Here is a 15,948-nt window from a genome sequence, read left to right as displayed (position 1 = left end):
CGGAGGTGGTGAGAGAGAGTGAGACGGAGATGCGCGTATTCATCGCCGGCGCCACTGGCGCCATCGGAACGAGGCTCGTGCCGCTGCTGCTGGCCGACGGTCATGAGGTGTTCGGCACGACGACCCGGCCGGAGCGGGTCGCCGCCATCGATGCGGCCGGAGCGCACGGCCTCGTGATGGACGGGCTCGACGCGGCATCCGTGCGCTCTGCCGTGCTCGAGGCCAGGCCCGAGGTGATCGTGCACGAGCTCACCGCGCTCAGCGGGGGCGTGTCGGATCTCAAGCACTTCGATCGGAGCTTCGCCGCGACGAACGAGCTTCGCACACGGGGCACCGACCACCTGCTCGCGGCGGGGGCGGAGGTCGGCATGGAGCGATTCATCGCACAGAGCTTCGCGGGCTGGCCGTATGAACGCACGGGCGGTGCGGTGAAGACCGAGGAGGATCCGCTCGACCCGCATCCGACGGAGGCCTCGAAGGAGTCGCTCGCCGCGATCCGGCACGTCGAGGAGGCGACGACCGGTGTCGGGGGACTCGCGCTGCGCTACGGGGCGTTGTACGGCCCCGGGCAGGCGCTCGGGCGCGGCGGTGAGATGGTGACGATGCTCGCCGCCGGCAAGCTCCCGCTCGTGGGAGGCGGCACGGGGGTCACCTCGTTCTGCCACATCGACGACGCGGCGTCCTCGACCGCCGCTGCCGTGCTCCGGGGTGCTGCCGGCGTCTACAACATCGTCGACGACGAGCCGGCGCTGGTCTCGGAATGGCTGCCGGCGCTCGCCGAGGCGATCGGTGCGAAGCCGCCGATGCACGTGCCGGCGTGGGTCGCGAAGCCGCTCATCGGCGAGCACGGCGTCTCGATGATGACGAAGGCGCGAGGCGCGTCGAATGCGAAGGCGAAGCGCGAACTCGGATGGGCGCCGACCTGGCCGAGCTGGCGCGATGGATTCCGCACGGGCCTCGGTTGAGCCTGCGCTGCGGGCGGGGGAACGGCGCGTGGGCAGGCTGAGAACGCGTCTCATTCCTATCTAGGGCCGATCGCCGATTCCCGGCCTACGCTGGATGGGACATGGCACACGATCACGACCACGCAGCGACCGCGAACCGCACCCGACTCTGGATCGCCATCGCCATCATCGGCGCCTTCCTCGTCGTGCAGGTGATCGGCGCCGTCTTCAGCGGTTCGCTGGCGCTCCTCGCCGATGCGGGCCACATGACGAGCGACCTCATCGGCCTCGTCGTCGCCCTCGTCGCGGCATTCGTCGCCGCCCGGCCGGCGACCGACCGCCAGACCTACGGCTACCGGCGTGCGGAGGTCTTCGGGGCGCTCGTGAACGGCGTGATCCTCGTGGTCGTCGCGGTCTCGGTCGCGATCGGCGCCGTCGGCCGACTCGTGAGCGGTGCCGAGGGCGAGGCGCACGAGGTGCAGGGCGTGCCGATGCTCGTCGTCGCCGCCATCGGACTCGTGGCGAACGTCGCCGCGATGCTCGTGCTGCGGGGCGGTGCGAAGGACTCGATCAACCTCCGCGGCGCCTACCTCGAGGTGCTCGGCGACCTCATCGGCTCAGCCCTCGTCATCGCCGCCGCGCTCGTGATCGTCGTCACGGGCTGGGATGCCGCCGACCCGATCGCCTCGCTCCTGATCGCCGCGCTCATCGTGCCGCGTGCCCTGTCGCTGCTCCGCGACGTCGCGCGGGTGCTCTTCGAATCGGCGCCCAAAGACACCGACGTCGCCGAGATCCGGGCGCACATCCTGCGCACGAACGGCGTGGTGGCGGTGCACGACGTGCACGTGTGGGCGATCACCTCGGGCTCGCACGTCTTCAGTGCGCACGTCGAGGTCGAGCCCGAGGTCTTCGCCTCGGGTCGCACGGGTGAACTGCTCGACGAGCTCGGCGGATGCCTCAGCGAGCACTTCGACGTCGAGCACTCGACGTTCCAGCTCGAGCCGGCCGGCCGGGCGGAACAGGAGCAGTCGCGGCATCCGTGACCTGACGGATGCCGCGGGAGGCTACTTCTCTTCTGGACCGCGCTCGAAGACCTCGGGGTCGAGCACGAGCTGGGCCGCCTCTTCTTCGTCGGTGATGACGTCGGCGCCGGCCTCCTCGGCCTTCTTCGCCTTGCGTGCCGATGCGAAGTAGTGCCAGAGCGTCGGGATGAGCGTGAGCACGACGGCGCCGATGAGAATGACGTCGATGTACTCCTGCACGAATTCGGCGATCGGTGGGATGTAGCCGATGAGGTAGCCGAAGTACGTGAGCCCGGCGCCCCAGATGAGCGCGCCGACGAGGTTGTAGAGCGTGTACTTCTTGTAGTTCATGTGGCCGACGCCTGCGGCGACCGGGGCGAAGGTGCGGACGATCGGCACGAAGCGGGCGAGGATGATCGCGAGCGCGCCGAAGCGCTCGAAGAAGGCGTTGGTGCGTTCGACGTTCTTGACGCTGAACAGGCCCGACTCCTTGCGCTCGAACACGCGTGGCCCGAACTTGTGGCCGATGAGGTACCCCACTTCACCGCCGATGAACGCCGCGATGCCGATGGCGAGGCACACCCACCAGATGTCGACGCCGAAGACGAGCGAGGTGTGCGTGAGGAGGCCCGAGATCACGAGCAGCGTGTCACCCGGCAGGAGGAAGCCGACGAGCAGGCCGGTCTCGGCGAACACGATCGCGCAGACGACGACGAGCGCCCATGGGCCGGCGCCCGAGATGATCGTCTCGGGGTCGAGCCAGGGAATGAGCGAGGTGTGGATCACTGGGGGATCTCCTGTCGGCGTCGAGACACGGCGATTGCCGGGTCAGCGGCGTGGTTTCGTTGCAGTCTACCGAGGGGGATTGCGAGCGGCATCCGCCTGCAGTATGACGACGGCTCACCCCGTGGGGTGAGCCGTCGTGTGAAACCGTCGGCCGAAACGGCCGCAGTGGTCAGGCCGAGAGCGCCTCGAAGATCGCGCTGTTCATGCGGAACGAGGTGCGGACCTCGGCGATGAGCACGTCGACCTGCTCGGGCGCCAGCGCGAGGTCGTTCATCGCCTCGCGGTAGCCGCGCTTGTAGCGCACGACCCCGTCTTCGGCGATGTCGAAACGGTAGAAGCTCAGCTGCTCGGGGGTCGCGCCGTAGTGGCGGGCCACGAGGCGCGCGATGGCCTGGCCGCCCGAGAGGTCGCCCAGGTAGCGCGTGTAGTGGTGCGCGAGGTAGCGCACGTCGTCGTCGGAGACCGCCCGCAGGTGCGCGGCGTACTCGACGGTCGCGGGCAGCGCCGGGTGCGAGGTGCGCCAGTCGGCGGCGCCGAGCGCGGCGAGGTCGGCCTCGATCGCGGCCATGCGGGCGAGCTCGGGGTCGAAGACCGCCGGGTCGCCGTCGCGGCTGCCGCGCTCTTCGAGCGCCTCGTACACCCAGCCGAACTGGGCGAGGTAGCGCGTGTACTCCTCGAGCGAGAGCTCGCCGCCCATGAGCTGCACGATGTAGCCACGGGACTCGGCAGCCTTGTGGTCGTCGGCGGAGGCCGCGCGCACGAGCGCAGCGACGTCGAGGGGCTCGGCGTCGGTGCGGGCCGGGGCAGTGGGGGCGATCGTCATGGGGGCGACCCTTCGGTGAAGTTAGGTTTGCCTTACCATCATAGGGGGCGCAACCGTGCGCCTGCCACGAATGTCCGGTTCCGCGAGCCGAAGATGACCACGGATGTCGGTGGCCGACCATACGCTCGGTCGCATGCGACACGGCTTCATCTACACCGGCAGTGATCCGAGCCTCGCGGTCGAGCTGGCGCAGCTCGCCGAGGCATCCGGCTGGCACGGGTTCTTCGTCTGGGAGGGCATCTGGGCGACCGACCCGTGGTCGACGCTCGCGGCGGCCGCGATGGTGACCGATCGCATCAAGCTGGGCACGATGCTGACGCCGGTGCCGCGCCGCCGACCGTGGGAGCTCGCGGGCCAGACCATGACGGTCGACCGGCTCTCGGGCGGGCGCGTCATCCTCTCGGCGGGTCTCGGCGTCTCCGAGGCCGAGCCTCGATTCTGGATCTTCGAAGACGATCCAGGCCGCAGGCAGCGCGCCGAGCTGCTCGACGAATCGCTCGAGCTGATGCAGCAGATGTGGCGCGCCGAGCCGTTCGAGTTCGAGGGGCAGCACTACCGGGCGAAGCGCACCGACTCGATGCTGCCGCCCGCGATCGTGCAGCAGCCCCGCATTCCCACCTGGGTCGTCGGGCTCTGGCCGCGGATGAAGTCGATGCGCCGGGTCGCCCGGTACGACGGGTGGATCCCGAACTACGCGCCCCCTGGCAACTCGCCCGAGAGCGCCGACGAGCAGACGCGCCTCTTCACTCCCGAGATCGCGGCCGAGGCGATCGCGTGGATCCAGGCCGAGCGCGCGCGCCTGGGGCTCGCCGATCGACCGTTCGACGTGATCCAAGAGGGCACGACGAGCGGCACCGATGCCGCGGCCGACACCGCGATCGTGCAGCCGTGGGCCGAGGCCGGTGCCACGTGGTGGCTCGAGTCCGACTGGTCGGTGCCCGCCGAGCGCATCGAGGCGTATGCACGGGCGCGCATCGCGGCAGGGCCGCCGTCGGCCTGACGCTCAGGGTCGGCCTGACGGTTCAGCGCCGCCGGCGTCTGCCTGCGTCTCAGGCTGAGGTGTCGTCCTTCTTGATCTCGTTGCCGTCGGCGTCGTACTCGACCCATTCCTCGCTGATCTCGGGATCGAGCGATTCGGGGCGGTTCGGGTCGCGGTCGAGGCTCAACGGCTCTTCGAGCGGGTCCACGAAATCGGTCATGAGTGTTCCTCCAGATGCGTCGGTGTTTCGACGCTAGCGCGACCGCCGACCGTTCGACAGGATTTCGCGTAAACGAGTCGAGTTCGAGTGCGGAAGGTGGGACTTGAACCCACACGCCCGAAGGCACAGGAACCTAAATCCTGCGTGTCTGCCGATTTCACCACTCCCGCGAGTGCCCGATCAGTCTAGGCGTTGGGGGTGCGCCGGCTCCGGAGCAGCCAGAGGGCGATCGCGAGCGACAGCGCGCCGCCGATCGCGATCGGCAGGTCGAGGAAGAACTGCATCACGGCGAACGCCGGGAGGAACGTGAACGCAGCGGCGAACCAGGTCGACGCGCCACCAGGGCGTGTGAAGCCCTCGGGCACGGCCGTCGATGCGGTCTCGAACCGCGCGAGCGGCATCGACACGAGGAGCACGAAGGCGAGCACGGCGACGAACACGACGATCCGCGAGAGCCACCAGGCTGCACTGCCCGGGGCGGGAGACAGTGGCGGAACGAGCAGTGCGATGCCCGCGACGGCGATGATCACCGGAAGGTGCCAGAGGTAGATCGTCATGGCGCGGGAGCCGAGGAAGAAGACGCCCGCCTGCATGCGCCTGCCGCGCATGAGCGCGGCGAGGGGTCGGTGCACGAGGGTGAGCAGGCTCACCTGCGCGATGCCGAGCAGCGCGAGCGGCACGGTCGGCGGGTTGAGGTTCACGAGCATGTCGGGGGAGTACCACCCGGCGCCCACGAGCCCGGCAAGGGCCGCGTACGCGATGGCGACGAGCCCGAGCAGCTGTGCGGGGTGGCGTGCCCTGAACCATCCGTCGGAATACCAGAACCCGAGCTGCTGCACGAAGAACCAGACGAAGACGAGGTTGGCGAGCCCGATCTCGTCGACGCCGGTGGCGATGCGCGCGGCGTCGACCAGCACGGCGCCGGCGAACAGCACGAGCATGGTACGGGAGGGTGCCGCCGCGTGCAGGCGAACCATCATCGGGGCGAACGACTGCGCGAGCAGGAATGCTCCGAGGAACCAGAGCGGGCTGCCGACGCCCGTGGCAACGGTGTCGAGCAACGCGGGGTCGACACCGGCGAGCGTTGCGGCACCCAGGGCGACCGAGAAGAACAGGAAGAGGGGCAGCGCGGGTCGGGCGAGCCGCAGCACGCGGCCCCGCACGAAGTCGACCTGATCTCCGCCGCGGCGTTCGAGGCTGCGCCACGCAGTGAGCGCGGTGAACCCGCCGAGCGCGAAGAACAGCGGCATGATCTGGCCCGCCCATGTCGCGGCCGCGAACCAGGGCTGGGCCTCGAGCGGGCGTGACGCGATGATCGCCCCGTCGGGGCCGATGCCGACGCCGATCATCAGCAGGTGGATGACCACCACGAGCAGCACGCATGCGACGCGTGCGAGATCGACGACGAGATCGCGCTTCGCGATGGCCGCACGCGCGACCTCCGAGTCGAGTGAGATGCTCATGCTGCCTCCGGGTCGGGTCAGCCGATTCTAGTGATCGGCACGGGCGGTTCCGGTGCGGGTGGCGTCACCCGTATCTACGGCGCTCGCCGGCTTGTGGATAACTTCGGGGCGAGGCATCCGCTGCATCGCATGATGGGTGCCATGACCGACCCCGTGCGCACCATCGCCGACCGGGTGCGCACGCGGGTGCTGCGCGACGGCGTCGATCTCGCGCGCGACGAGTCGGCGGCCGCCAGGTACGCCCACGAAGAGGTGCGGCGCTACAGCGAACGCGCGCTCTCAGGCGCGCACGCCCAGCTCGGCGACGAACTCGGCACGACGCGCGACGTCGTCGCCTCGATCACGGGTTACGGGCAGCTCCAGCCGTTCTTCGACGACCACGAGGTCGAGGAGATCTGGATCAATGCGCCGACGAAGGTGTTCGTGGCCCGACACGGGGTGGCCGAGCTCACGACGGTCGTGCTGTCGGACCGCGAGGTGCGGGAGCTCGTCGAGCGGATGCTGCAGCACTCGGGCCGACGCGTCGATCTCTCGTCGCCGTTCGTCGATGCGACGCTGCCCGACGGCTCGCGTCTCCATGTCGCCATTCCCGACGTGGCGCGCTCGCACTGGAGCGTCAATGTCCGTAAGTTCCAGCGCCGCATCCGGTCGCTCGGCGCGCTCGTCGAGCTCGGCTCGCTGACTTCGCACGCCTCCGAGTTCCTCCGCATGGGCGTGCTCGCCGGAGCCAACATCCTCGTGTCGGGTGCCACGCACACCGGCAAGACCACGATGCTGAACGCGCTCGTCTCCGCCGCCCGTACCGTCGATCGCGTGGTCACGGTGGAGGAGACCTTCGAACTCGACCTCGACGTGCGCGATCTCGTGGCGTTGCAATGCCGTCAGCCGAGTCTCGAGGGCACAGGGGAGATCACCCTTCGTCGCCTCATCAAGGAGGCGCTCCGAATGCGGCCCGACCGCCTCATCGTCGGCGAGGTGCGTGAGGCCGAGAGCCTCGACCTGCTCATCGCGCTCAACTCCGGGCTTCCCGGAATGTGCACGATCCACGCGAACTCGGCGCGCGACGCGCTCGCGAAGCTCTGCACCCTGCCGCTCCTCGCGGGTCGCAACATCGACTCGGCGTTCGTCGTGCCCACGGTCGCGAGCTGCATCGATCTCGTGGTGCATCTCACGATCGATCGCGACGGACACCGGCGGGTCGCCGAGATCACGGCACCGTCTGGCGGATGCACCGGCGCGGCTGTCGACGCGGACGCGATCTTCGTCACTCGTGGTGGTGCGTTGATCGCGACAGGTGCTGCGCCCGCACGACTCGAGAAGTACCGGGCCGTCGGACTCGACCCCGACATCGTGCTCTCGGCGGCGGCCCGATGAACGAGAGTCTCGTGCTCGGTGCGCTCCTCGGGCTCGGCGTGCTCCTGACCTTCTCGCCGCTGCTCTGGCCGGCGAGGGCCGAGTCCGGTCGCACCCGCGGCGCGGCCACCGATCGGATCGGCGACGAGCTCGCGCTCGCCGGACTGTCCGGAGTGCCGATCGCGGTGATCGTGATCGTCGCAACGCTGCTCGCGCTCGTGACGGGTGCCATCGCGCAGGCGATCTTCCTGGTTCCCGTCCTGACGATCGTGGCGACCGCACTGGGCGCCATGCTCGTGCCGCTCCTCGTGCATGCTCGCGCCACTCGTCGTCGAGCTGCCAATCGAGCCGTCTGGCCCGACGTCGTCGACCACCTCGTGTCGTCGGTTCGGGCCGGCATGTCGCTTCCCGACAGCCTCGGTGCGCTGGCGGTGCTCGGTCCGTCTTCGACACGGGCCGCCTTCGCCGCGTTCGACGACGAGTTTCGGCGCACCGGCAACTTCGGAGCTTGTCTCGACCGGCTGAAGGGGACGCTCGCCGATCCGGTCGCCGATCGCATCCTCGAGACACTGCGCATGGCCCGGGAGGTCGGCGGCAGTGACGTGACCGCGGTTCTGCGTGGTCTGTCGGGGTACTTGCGAGAGGACGCGGCGCTTCGCGCCGAGGTCGTCGCGCGGCAGTCATGGATTCGCAATGCCGCCCGACTCGGAGTCGCGGCGCCGTGGCTCCTCCTCATCGTGCTCGCGAGTCGTCCCGAGGCGATCGTCGCCTACGATTCCGCGGCCGGTGCTGCCCTCATCATCGCCGGCGTGGTGGTGACGATCGTGGCCTATCAGGCGATGGTCGCTCTCGGACGCCTTCCGGAGGAGCGTCGATGGTTCCACTGAACAGCGCGCCCGCACTCGGACTCCTGTGCGGAGCTGTGCTCGGTCTCGGTCTCTGGCTGGTGCTGTCGACGGTGCCGCGAATCGGTCGTGCCAGGCTCATCGATCGCGTGGCGCCGTACGTCGCGGACATCTCGGCCGAGGCGCGATCGCTGCTCGCCCGCCGCCCGGCAGACCCGACGCCGGTGCTCGGCCTGTTCGGGAGGCCGATCCTGAGGGCACTTCGCACCGCCGCCTCCGGGTGGCTCGGCGGCGCCGAGACGATCGCACGACGACTGCGCCAGGCAGGCTCGGCCGCGTCGGTCGAGCGATTCCGAGGTGAGCAACTCGCCTGGGGTGCCGGCGCCTTCGCGGTCGCCTCGGCGCTCGCGATCCTCGCCCCGACGTTCGGCGCACTGCCTGCGGTCGTGCGCATCGCAATGCCCTTCCTCGCCGCGGCTCTCGGAGCCATCGTGCGCGACTGGGCGCTGCAGCGTGCTGCTCGCCGCCGCCTCGCGCGCATCTCCGCCGAGCTCCCGACCGTGCTCGAGTTCCTCACGCTGAGCCTCACGGCCGGCGAGGGGATGCTCGACGCGATCCGTCGAGTTGCCCGCCTCGGCAACGGCGCTGGAGTGCTGCCGACCGAGTTCGCGGCCACCGTCGCCTCCGTCGGCACGGGAGTACCGCTCGGGCAGGCGCTCGCTCGGCTCCGCGACGACCTCGATCATCCGGCGCTCTCGCGAGCGCTCGATCAGGTGCTCGGTGCCCTCGAGCGAGGCGCGCCGCTCTCAGCGGTGCTCAGGTCCCAGGCGGGCGACGCCCGAGATGAGGCCAAGCGCACGATCATCGAGCAGGCGGGCCGCAAGGAGGTCGCGATGCTCGTCCCGCTCATCTTCCTGATTCTGCCCGTGACGATCGCGTTCGCGTTGTTTCCGGGGTATCTCGTGCTGCAGGCGGGCTTCTGATGACCCGCGACGGGACCGAATGCATCTCTCCGTACACCGACGAAAGGGAATCACATGCGCAATCCGATGAAGCGGCGGTTCGAGGACGAACGGGGAGACGTGCCCGGATGGGTGCTGATCACGCTCATGACCGCTGGGCTCGTCATCGTCATCTGGGGCCTCGCCGGTCCGGCGCTCTCCGGAGTCTTCGATCAGGCGATCAGTCGCGTCCTCGGCGTCTGAGCCGACAGTGCGACGCCCTCGGCCGCTCGGTGGGGCAATTCCGGGCGATCGCGAGTGAGGAACGCGGCTCGGCCGTCGCCGAGTTCACACTCGTCGGCATCCTCATCACCGTGCTCGCACTCGCTGTCGTCCAGCTCGCCCTTGCCCTCCACGTGCGCAACACCGTGCTCGACGCGGCCGCCGAGGGCGCTCGATACGCTGCGCTCGCCGGATCGAGCGAGGGGGCAGGAATCGAGCGCACTCGCGAGCTCATCGGTTTGGCCGTCTCGGCCGACTACGCCGACGACATCGAAGCGGGAGTCAGCACGGTCGACGGAGTCGCCTTGGTGTCGGTGACGGTGCGGGCGCCGCTGCCCGTCGTCGGACTCCTCGGCGTCGACCGGGCTCTGGAGGTGACCGGGCATGCTGCGCTCGAGACTCTCGATTGATGAGGGCTCCGCCTCGCTCGAGTTCCTGACCGTCGGCATGATCCTGCTCGTGCCGCTCGTCTACCTCGTGCTCGCGATGTCGGCGATCCAGGGCGGTGCACTCGCCGTCGAGGGTGCGGCGAGACAGGCCGCAAGGGTCGCGGTGCGTGCGTCCGACGCCGAGGCTGCGGATGCGGCGGTGCGGCGGGCCGTACAGGTCGCGCTCGACGACTACGGGGTCGACGCCGACGCGGCATCCGTCTCGGTGTCGTGCATGCCCTCGGGTGATTGCCTCGCCGCCGGGGAGCGCGTGCAGGTGACGGTCACGGCGAGCGTGCGCTTGCCGCTCGTGCCCGACGTGCTCGCGCTCCATCAGGCGGCGAGCGTGCCGCTCGAAGCGAGTGCGACGCAGACGGTCTCGCGCTTCGCCGCCAGGCGCGACGGCACCGGGAGCGGGCCGTGATGCGCTGCGGCCGGGCCCGGGCAGACCTCGACCGCGCCCGCGACGAGCGGGGATCGACGCTGCTGTTGACGATCTTCTACTGCGTGCTCGGGCTCTCGCTCATCCTGGTCGTCGTGTCGGCGACCTCGCTCTACCTCGAACGGAAGCGACTGTTCACGCTCGCCGACGGTGCGGCGCTCGCCGCGGCGGAGGCGTGGAGTCTCGATGCCGTGCAGGTCGACGGCGACCGACTCTCGCTCGAGCTCGACTCGGCAGAGGTGCGGCAGGCCGCAGGCGGCTACCTCGCCGATGCGGTCCACGACCTGGACGATGTCGAACTCGTGCGCGCGGCATCCGACGATGGCCAGAGCGCGACCGTCACGATGAGCGCCGTCTGGTACGCGCCGATCCACACCGATCTGCTGCCGTTCTCGGTGTCGATCGAGGTGACGGCGACCGCCCGCTCTGTGTTCCACTAGTCGTGAGACGAGAGGGCGATGATGCGACGAATCGACGGCGACAAGGTCGGTCGGTGGAGCCTGCGACTCGATGCCGCGTACTGCGCCGTGTTGGGAACGGCCATCGCGCTCGCTGCCGGGTGGATCGCCCAAGGCGTCGCGCTGCCCCCGCTCGTGATCGCTGCGGCAGGAGTCGCGGTGATCGTGTGGGCCGGCGGCGTGTGGTGGATGCTCTCCCGGTTGCCCCTGCGTCGAGCGCTCGCCCTGGTCATGATCGCGAACGTGCTCGCCGCGCTCGCGGTCGGCTTCGTCTCGGCAACTGCGGCGACGGTGCTGATCGTCGTGGCGGTCATGACCGTGGCCGTCGACATCGCGCTCTTCGCCGCCAGTCAGGCGATTGCGCTGCGATCACTCCCGGCACGAGGCTGACGCCCGAACGAGCAGGCGCCCGCCGACGGGCGATGAGATCGAGACCCGTTCGCGGCATCCGCTGCCTTCGTCGAACTCTTGACGCTGCACTCTGTTGGGTCGAGAGTTGCTCATGGGGGAGACCTGGTGACGCGAGCAGCCCCTCCTGTGCACGACCGACCGCTGGTCGGCGTGCGTTCCGACGGGTGGGAGGAACACATGACCGACACCGCAGCGACGCGGCAGGGCCTCACCGACGAGCAGCTGCAGGAGCTGCTGCCGTTGCTCGTCGAGTCCGACAGCATCGAACTCAAACTCACCGTGCCGGACTCGGCCCTGCGGTCGACGGTGACGGCGCTCGGCATCGACCCGCTCGACGCGCAGATCCGGCTCATCACGTTCTTCGACACCCCCGACCTCGCGCTCGACCGAGCCGGCGTCGTCGTTCGTGCGCGCCGGATCCAGGGGAAGGGCAACGACTCGGTGGTCAAGCTCCGCCCGCTCGTGCCGTCGTCGCTGCCGAGGGGGCTTCGCAGCTCGGCGTCGTTCACCGTCGAGGTCGACGCGCTCCCCGGCGGTTTCGTCTGCTCGGGATCGATGAAAGGCGAGCTGAGCCCGACCGATGTGCAATCGGCGCTTCAGGGAGAACGGCCGCTGCGGAAGCTCTTCTCCAAGGAGCAGCGGGCGTTCTTCAGCGCGCACGCGCCCGACGGGATCACGCTCGACGACCTCTCGATCCTCGGCCCGATCTTCGTGCTCAAGGCTCGGTTCACCCCCGAAGGCCTGGGGCGTCGCATGGTCGCAGAGGTCTGGCTCTACCCTGACGGAGGTCGGATCGTCGAACTCTCCACCCGCTGTCGAACGACCGAGGCGTTCCAAGTGGCGGCCGAGACACGCGCCTTCCTCGCCGGCCGGGGCGTCGACCTCACCGCCGAGCAGCAGACGAAGACGCGGAAGGCGCTCGAGTACTTCGCCGCGGATCTCCAGGTCGGCGCATGACGATCACCCCGCGCTGGGAGTGGCGCACCTTCGGCGAGACCTTCGGACCCGCCGAGGATTTCTTCGCCGCGCTGACACCGGCGAGGGTCGAGGAGAGCGATGAGACCTACCTGCTGTCGGTGCGCAGCGACGCCTCGGTCAAGGTGCGCGGCGGGCTGATGGACGTCAAGCACCTCGAGGCGGTGAACGACGACGGACTCGAGCAGTGGCTCCCCATCCTGAAGGCGGAGTTCCCACTGCCCGGCGCCGACGTCGTCGCGGTGCTCGATGAGCTCGGGCTGGATCGACCGCAGCTCGACCGCGACGCGTACACGCTCGACGAGCTGGTCGCAGAGGTCGTTCTCCCTCGCCCCGAACTCCGGGCGCTCGGCGTGCACAAGCGGCGGGCCAGGTACACGGTCGGCGGCGCCATGGCCGAGCTCTCGGAACTGACGGCGGAAGGCCGTTCGACGCGCACGATCGCGGTCGAGATGGAGGATCCCGCCGTCGTCATCGCCGCGGTCGCCGACCTCGGTCTCGCCGACCGACCGAACACCTGCATGGCTCGTGTGCTCAAGGCGATCGCGGGTGCGGGATGAGCGGCCGCAGGTTCGCCGTCATCGACGTCGGGACGAACTCGGTCAAGCTGCACATCGGCGAGCGCGCCCCAGACGGAACATGGCGGATGATCGCCGACCGCGCAGAGGTCACGCGACTCGGCGAGGGCCTCGACGAGACGGGCCGACTGAGGCCCGAGCCGATCGCACGGACTATCGACGCGATCGGGGGCATGGTCGCGGAGGCCGCGGGCCTCGGCGTCGAGGCGATCGTCGCCGTCGGGACAGCGGGCATGCGGATCGCCCCGAACGCCGGCGAGCTCATCGCAGCAGTCCGTACGCGGTTCGGTGTCGAGATCGCGGTGCTCCCGGGGGAGGACGAGGCCAGACTCGCCTACGTCGCGGCGACGTCGGCGCTCGGCGTCGCCGGCGGTGTCGTCGTGTTCGACACCGGAGGAGGCAGTTCGCAGTTCACGTTCGGGGCGCCGGGACGGATCGCGGAGCAGTTCAGCGTGAACGTCGGCGCCGCCCGCTTCACGGAGCGGTTCGGTCTCGACGGGACCGTGCCGCAGGAGACCGTCATCGCGGCACGTGACGCGATCGGCACGGAGCTCTCGCGCCTCGACGGGCGCGAGGCACCCGAGCTGGTCGTCGGGATGGGCGGGGGCATCACCAACATGGCGGCGGTCAGCCTCGGGCTCGAGCGGTACGACCCCGAGGCGATCCAGGGCACCCGGCTCGACGTCGCCGAGATCGAGCGCCAGATCGAGCTCTACCGCACCCGGTCCGCCGATGAGCGCCGCGAGCTGACGGGGTTGCAACCGAAGCGTGCCGAGGTGATCCTCGCCGGCGCCTGCATCGTGCGGACGGTCCTCGACAAGCTCGGCGTCGACTCGCTCGTGGTCAGCGATCGCGGCCTTCGGCACGGGGTGCTCGTCGAACGCTTCGGGACGTGACGGCGGCGCGGGATCGACGGGCCGACTCCAGAGGTTTCGTCGCGGCGGCGGTGTGCGATTGACTGGAGTCATGACCGTCGAGATCTCAGACCACTTCGCCCGCATCCTCGCTTCGCCGGTGTTCGCGCACCTCGGCACCGTGCGGCCGAACGGCGAGGTGCAGGTCAACCCGATGTGGTTCGAGTTCGACCCCGAGACGCAGACGATCCGCTTCACGCACACCTCGAAGCGCGCGAAGTTCCGAAATCTCCAGGCCGACCCGCGCATGACGCTCGAGATGACCGACCCCGAGAACCCGCTCAAGTACGTCGAGGTGCGCGGGCGGCTCATCGAGGCGCTGCCCGACCCCGAGGGCGAGATGTACGTGCGCCTCGGCAAGCGCTACGGCAACCCGAACGAGCAGGCGCCCGCCGACAAGGCCGACCGGGTCGTACTCGTGATGGCGATCGAGAAGATCAACGGGCGATGAGCAACTGGGCAGGGCGAGGTGCCGGCGGGTCGGGTCAGGCCGACGGGCGTCGCTACGCCTGGATCGCGATCATCGCGGTCGTGCTCGCCGCGTTGTCGTTGCTGACCCCCGCGCTCGCCGCGCTGCCGTTGTCTGCGCTCGCCGTGGTGCTGGGGCTCCGTGGTCGGCGCGAGGTGAAGAAGGACCCGACGCTCGTGGCGGGGTGGCTGTGGATCGGCGCAGTGACGGTCGGCGGGTTCGTGCTCGTCTTCCAGCTCATCCTCGTCGTGCTCTCGTTCGGCACGCCGACGGCCTGAGCCGCCTCCTCAGCGCCGCCGGTGCGGCACGTAGCGCGGGATCCAGCGCCAGAGCATCGCAGCGCCGACCAGGCCGAGCACCCCGACCGCGACGTTCGCCGCCATGATCGATGCGATCGAGGTGACTGCCGCGATCATGAGCGGTGCCCCCGCGCCGCCGGTGTCGCCGATCATGCGGAACGCGCCGAGGAACGGTGCCGGGTTCTGCTTCGGGGCGAGGTCGGCGCCGAGCGTCATGATGATGCCGCTCGTGACGCCGTTCGCGAGCCCCAGCCAGACGGCGATGACCGTGAACCAGACGGCGTTCGACGGCAGGTCGTGCGTGAACGCGAGGGCGATGTGCCCGACGGCCATGCCGAGGAGGCCGGGGATCGCGCTCCAGAGCCGCCCGAACCGGTCCATGATCTGGCCGCTCGCGTAGAAGAGGGCGAAGTCGATCGTGCCCGAGATGCCGATCACGAGGGCGGCCTGCTCGGCCGGCATGCCGATCGAGACCGACCACAGCGGCAGCACGACCGTGCGGCTCACGCGCACCGCGGCGAGCAGCCCGACCCCGGTGCCGATGCGGGCGAGCACCCCGCGGTTCTCGCGGATCGCGCGGAACACGCTCGGCGACGACTCGGCCGCCGCTTCGGCTTCGCCCGCGGTGAGCGGTGCGCCCGAGGCATCCGTCGCGGTCGAAGCAGCGGATGCCTCGCGCGCGAGCCTCGCAGCACCGAACACCCGCTCGGGGTCGGGCAGCAGCACGAGCACGCCGACCACCGCGAAGCACGCCCCGACGAGCACCCAGAAGACGGTCTCGCTCGACCCGGTCGCCGCGATGATCGCGGCGGCGACGAAGGGGCCGACCGCCCAGCCCGCGCGGAACACGCCGCCGAGCGTCGAGAGCGCCCGAGCCCGCGTGCGCACCGGCACGTAGCTCGTGAGGAACGCGTGCCGAGCGAGCCCGAACACCGCCGTGGCGAGTCCCAGGAGGAAGACGCCGATGGCGAGCGCCGGCAGCGTGGGGGAGACGATGGCGATGAGCACGCCGATGACGGCGAGCATCGCCGCCCCGATCATCGCGTTGCGTTCGCCGATGCGGGCCACGAGCCATCCGGCGGGCAGGTCGCCGGCGAGCTCGCCGACCATGAGCATCGCGGCGATGAGGCCGGCCAGTGCGAGCGAGGCGCCGCGTTCGCTCGCCACGAGCGGCACGATCGGGATCATGGCGCCCTCGCCGAGCGAGAAGACGAGGGTCGGCAGGTAGACCGGGAGGATGATCGAACGCCACGAGAATCGGGGCGTGGAATCGGTCATCGATTCGACGCTACACCCGCGCGGGCAGTGCACCATGC

The 15,948-nt window shown here is 69.9% G+C and carries 21 protein-coding genes and 1 tRNA gene; 16 read left to right on the top strand and 6 right to left on the bottom strand.

Annotated features, from left to right (window positions below):
* Positions 1-29: 29 nt before the first annotated feature.
* Complete coding sequence (locus tag ACFCVM_RS03970) at positions 30-965, top strand: NAD-dependent epimerase/dehydratase family protein (protein WP_375834125.1); 936 nt, start codon at positions 30-32, stop codon at positions 963-965.
* 101 nt (positions 966-1,066) lie between these two features.
* Positions 1,067-1,987 carry a cation diffusion facilitator family transporter gene (locus ACFCVM_RS03965; protein ID WP_375834123.1) on the top strand — a complete coding sequence of 307 codons (921 nt, stop codon included), beginning with the start codon at positions 1,067-1,069 and terminating at the stop codon, positions 1,985-1,987.
* Between the two features lie 21 nt (positions 1,988-2,008).
* On the opposite strand, the gene ACFCVM_RS03960 is transcribed toward ACFCVM_RS03965, so the two are convergent.
* Positions 2,009-2,749 (bottom strand): DedA family protein, encoded by a 741-nt coding sequence (locus tag ACFCVM_RS03960; protein WP_375836649.1) that lies wholly within the window; start codon positions 2,747-2,749, stop codon positions 2,009-2,011.
* A gap of 172 nt (positions 2,750-2,921) precedes the next feature.
* Positions 2,922-3,575 carry a heme oxygenase (biliverdin-producing) gene (locus ACFCVM_RS03955; RefSeq protein ID WP_375834121.1) on the bottom strand — a complete coding sequence of 218 codons (654 nt, stop codon included), beginning with the start codon at positions 3,573-3,575 and terminating at the stop codon, positions 2,922-2,924.
* Positions 3,576-3,708: 133 nt separating this feature from the next.
* Here ACFCVM_RS03955 and ACFCVM_RS03950 point away from each other — a divergent pair, with 133 nt between their 5' ends.
* Positions 3,709-4,575 carry an LLM class flavin-dependent oxidoreductase gene (locus tag ACFCVM_RS03950; protein ID WP_375834118.1) on the top strand — a complete coding sequence of 289 codons (867 nt, stop codon included), beginning with the start codon at positions 3,709-3,711 and terminating at the stop codon, positions 4,573-4,575.
* A gap of 49 nt (positions 4,576-4,624) precedes the next feature.
* Here ACFCVM_RS03950 and ACFCVM_RS03945 read toward each other — a convergent pair whose 3' ends face one another.
* From ACFCVM_RS03945 to ACFCVM_RS03935, 3 genes are all read right to left on the bottom strand, one after another.
* A complete protein-coding gene (locus tag ACFCVM_RS03945; RefSeq protein WP_375834116.1) occupies positions 4,625-4,774 on the bottom strand; it encodes a hypothetical protein in 150 nt (49 codons plus the stop codon).
* An 88-nt stretch (positions 4,775-4,862) separates the two neighbouring features.
* A tRNA-Leu gene (locus ACFCVM_RS03940) sits at positions 4,863-4,944 on the bottom strand.
* A 15-nt stretch (positions 4,945-4,959) separates the two neighbouring features.
* Positions 4,960-6,237, bottom strand: a complete 1,278-nt coding sequence (locus tag ACFCVM_RS03935) for an acyltransferase (protein ID WP_375834113.1) — start codon at positions 6,235-6,237, stop codon at positions 4,960-4,962.
* Positions 6,238-6,378: 141 nt separating this feature from the next.
* On the opposite strand from ACFCVM_RS03935, the gene ACFCVM_RS03930 reads away from it, so the two are divergent.
* The 13 genes from ACFCVM_RS03930 (at position 6,379) to ACFCVM_RS03870 (ending at position 14,611) form a co-directional block, all read left to right on the top strand.
* Complete coding sequence (locus ACFCVM_RS03930) at positions 6,379-7,611, top strand: CpaF family protein (protein WP_375834110.1); 1,233 nt, start codon at positions 6,379-6,381, stop codon at positions 7,609-7,611.
* A complete protein-coding gene (locus ACFCVM_RS03925) occupies positions 7,608-8,477 on the top strand; it encodes a type II secretion system F family protein (protein WP_375834107.1) in 870 nt (289 codons plus the stop codon). Before ACFCVM_RS03930 ends, ACFCVM_RS03925 begins: the two co-directional genes overlap by 4 nt.
* Complete coding sequence (locus tag ACFCVM_RS03920; RefSeq protein WP_375834104.1) at positions 8,465-9,418, top strand: type II secretion system F family protein; 954 nt, start codon at positions 8,465-8,467, stop codon at positions 9,416-9,418. The genes ACFCVM_RS03925 and ACFCVM_RS03920 overlap by 13 nt, the downstream gene beginning before the upstream one ends.
* 54 nt (positions 9,419-9,472) lie before the next feature.
* On the top strand, positions 9,473-9,640 hold the full coding sequence (locus ACFCVM_RS03915) for a hypothetical protein (RefSeq protein WP_375834101.1): 168 nt from the start codon (positions 9,473-9,475) through the stop codon (positions 9,638-9,640).
* A gap of 29 nt (positions 9,641-9,669) precedes the next feature.
* Positions 9,670-10,068 (top strand): TadE/TadG family type IV pilus assembly protein, encoded by a 399-nt coding sequence (locus tag ACFCVM_RS03910; protein ID WP_375834098.1) that lies wholly within the window; start codon positions 9,670-9,672, stop codon positions 10,066-10,068.
* Positions 10,043-10,510: a hypothetical protein gene (locus tag ACFCVM_RS03905; protein ID WP_375834095.1), complete on the top strand. Its 468-nt coding sequence runs from the start codon at positions 10,043-10,045 to the stop codon at positions 10,508-10,510. Before ACFCVM_RS03910 ends, ACFCVM_RS03905 begins: the two co-directional genes overlap by 26 nt.
* Positions 10,510-10,968: a pilus assembly protein TadG-related protein gene (locus ACFCVM_RS03900; protein ID WP_375836648.1), complete on the top strand. Its 459-nt coding sequence runs from the start codon at positions 10,510-10,512 to the stop codon at positions 10,966-10,968. Before ACFCVM_RS03905 ends, ACFCVM_RS03900 begins: the two co-directional genes overlap by 1 nt.
* Positions 10,969-10,986: 18 nt before the next feature.
* Positions 10,987-11,376 (top strand): hypothetical protein, encoded by a 390-nt coding sequence (locus ACFCVM_RS03895; RefSeq protein ID WP_375834093.1) that lies wholly within the window; start codon positions 10,987-10,989, stop codon positions 11,374-11,376.
* Positions 11,377-11,574: 198 nt separating this feature from the next.
* Positions 11,575-12,354 (top strand): hypothetical protein, encoded by a 780-nt coding sequence (locus ACFCVM_RS03890; protein ID WP_375834090.1) that lies wholly within the window; start codon positions 11,575-11,577, stop codon positions 12,352-12,354.
* Entirely contained in the window at positions 12,351-12,932 is a 582-nt protein-coding gene (locus ACFCVM_RS03885) for a hypothetical protein (protein ID WP_375834087.1), read from the top strand. Before ACFCVM_RS03890 ends, ACFCVM_RS03885 begins: the two co-directional genes overlap by 4 nt.
* A complete protein-coding gene (locus ACFCVM_RS03880; protein WP_375834084.1) occupies positions 12,929-13,846 on the top strand; it encodes a hypothetical protein in 918 nt (305 codons plus the stop codon). Before ACFCVM_RS03885 ends, ACFCVM_RS03880 begins: the two co-directional genes overlap by 4 nt.
* A gap of 70 nt (positions 13,847-13,916) precedes the next feature.
* Positions 13,917-14,315, top strand: a complete 399-nt coding sequence (locus ACFCVM_RS03875; RefSeq protein ID WP_375834082.1) for a PPOX class F420-dependent oxidoreductase — start codon at positions 13,917-13,919, stop codon at positions 14,313-14,315.
* Positions 14,312-14,611, top strand: coding sequence for a hypothetical protein (locus tag ACFCVM_RS03870; protein WP_375834079.1), 300 nt, complete (start codon positions 14,312-14,314; stop codon positions 14,609-14,611). Before ACFCVM_RS03875 ends, ACFCVM_RS03870 begins: the two co-directional genes overlap by 4 nt.
* 9 nt (positions 14,612-14,620) lie before the next feature.
* Here ACFCVM_RS03870 and ACFCVM_RS03865 read toward each other — a convergent pair whose 3' ends face one another.
* Entirely contained in the window at positions 14,621-15,910 is a 1,290-nt protein-coding gene (locus ACFCVM_RS03865) for an MFS transporter (RefSeq protein WP_375834076.1), read from the bottom strand.
* Between the last annotated feature and the right edge of the window lie 38 nt (positions 15,911-15,948).

This window comes from Agromyces sp. NPDC056389 (assembly GCF_042262385.1).
GTDB lineage: Bacteria > Actinomycetota > Actinomycetes > Actinomycetales > Microbacteriaceae > Agromyces.
Note: the sequence above shows the minus strand (reverse complement) of the source record. Positions and strands in the feature narration are given on the sequence as shown.

What these genes read in the sequence shown, in the direction of transcription:
- ACFCVM_RS03950 (WP_375834118.1), top strand. Translation starts at nt 3,709, where the DNA reads ATGCGACACGGCTTCATCTACACCGGCAGTGATCCGAGCCTCGCGGTC.
- ACFCVM_RS03945 (WP_375834116.1), bottom strand. Translation starts at nt 4,774, where the DNA reads ATGACCGATTTCGTGGACCCGCTCGAAGAGCCGTTGAGCCTCGACCGC.
- ACFCVM_RS03875 (WP_375834082.1), top strand. Translation starts at nt 13,917, where the DNA reads ATGACCGTCGAGATCTCAGACCACTTCGCCCGCATCCTCGCTTCGCCG.
- ACFCVM_RS03905 (WP_375834095.1), top strand. Translation starts at nt 10,043, where the DNA reads ATGCTGCGCTCGAGACTCTCGATTGATGAGGGCTCCGCCTCGCTCGAG.
- ACFCVM_RS03965 (WP_375834123.1), top strand. Translation starts at nt 1,067, where the DNA reads ATGGCACACGATCACGACCACGCAGCGACCGCGAACCGCACCCGACTC.
- ACFCVM_RS03895 (WP_375834093.1), top strand. Translation starts at nt 10,987, where the DNA reads ATGATGCGACGAATCGACGGCGACAAGGTCGGTCGGTGGAGCCTGCGA.
- ACFCVM_RS03925 (WP_375834107.1), top strand. Translation starts at nt 7,608, where the DNA reads ATGAACGAGAGTCTCGTGCTCGGTGCGCTCCTCGGGCTCGGCGTGCTC.
- ACFCVM_RS03885 (WP_375834087.1), top strand. Translation starts at nt 12,351, where the DNA reads ATGACGATCACCCCGCGCTGGGAGTGGCGCACCTTCGGCGAGACCTTC.
- ACFCVM_RS03955 (WP_375834121.1), bottom strand. Translation starts at nt 3,575, where the DNA reads ATGACGATCGCCCCCACTGCCCCGGCCCGCACCGACGCCGAGCCCCTC.
- ACFCVM_RS03870 (WP_375834079.1), top strand. Translation starts at nt 14,312, where the DNA reads ATGAGCAACTGGGCAGGGCGAGGTGCCGGCGGGTCGGGTCAGGCCGAC.
- ACFCVM_RS03970 (WP_375834125.1), top strand. Translation starts at nt 30, where the DNA reads ATGCGCGTATTCATCGCCGGCGCCACTGGCGCCATCGGAACGAGGCTC.
- ACFCVM_RS03915 (WP_375834101.1), top strand. Translation starts at nt 9,473, where the DNA reads ATGCGCAATCCGATGAAGCGGCGGTTCGAGGACGAACGGGGAGACGTG.
- ACFCVM_RS03900 (WP_375836648.1), top strand. Translation starts at nt 10,510, where the DNA reads ATGCGCTGCGGCCGGGCCCGGGCAGACCTCGACCGCGCCCGCGACGAG.
- ACFCVM_RS03930 (WP_375834110.1), top strand. Translation starts at nt 6,379, where the DNA reads ATGACCGACCCCGTGCGCACCATCGCCGACCGGGTGCGCACGCGGGTG.
- ACFCVM_RS03880 (WP_375834084.1), top strand. Translation starts at nt 12,929, where the DNA reads ATGAGCGGCCGCAGGTTCGCCGTCATCGACGTCGGGACGAACTCGGTC.
- ACFCVM_RS03865 (WP_375834076.1), bottom strand. Translation starts at nt 15,910, where the DNA reads ATGACCGATTCCACGCCCCGATTCTCGTGGCGTTCGATCATCCTCCCG.
- ACFCVM_RS03920 (WP_375834104.1), top strand. Translation starts at nt 8,465, where the DNA reads ATGGTTCCACTGAACAGCGCGCCCGCACTCGGACTCCTGTGCGGAGCT.
- ACFCVM_RS03935 (WP_375834113.1), bottom strand. Translation starts at nt 6,237, where the DNA reads ATGAGCATCTCACTCGACTCGGAGGTCGCGCGTGCGGCCATCGCGAAG.
- ACFCVM_RS03890 (WP_375834090.1), top strand. Translation starts at nt 11,575, where the DNA reads ATGACCGACACCGCAGCGACGCGGCAGGGCCTCACCGACGAGCAGCTG.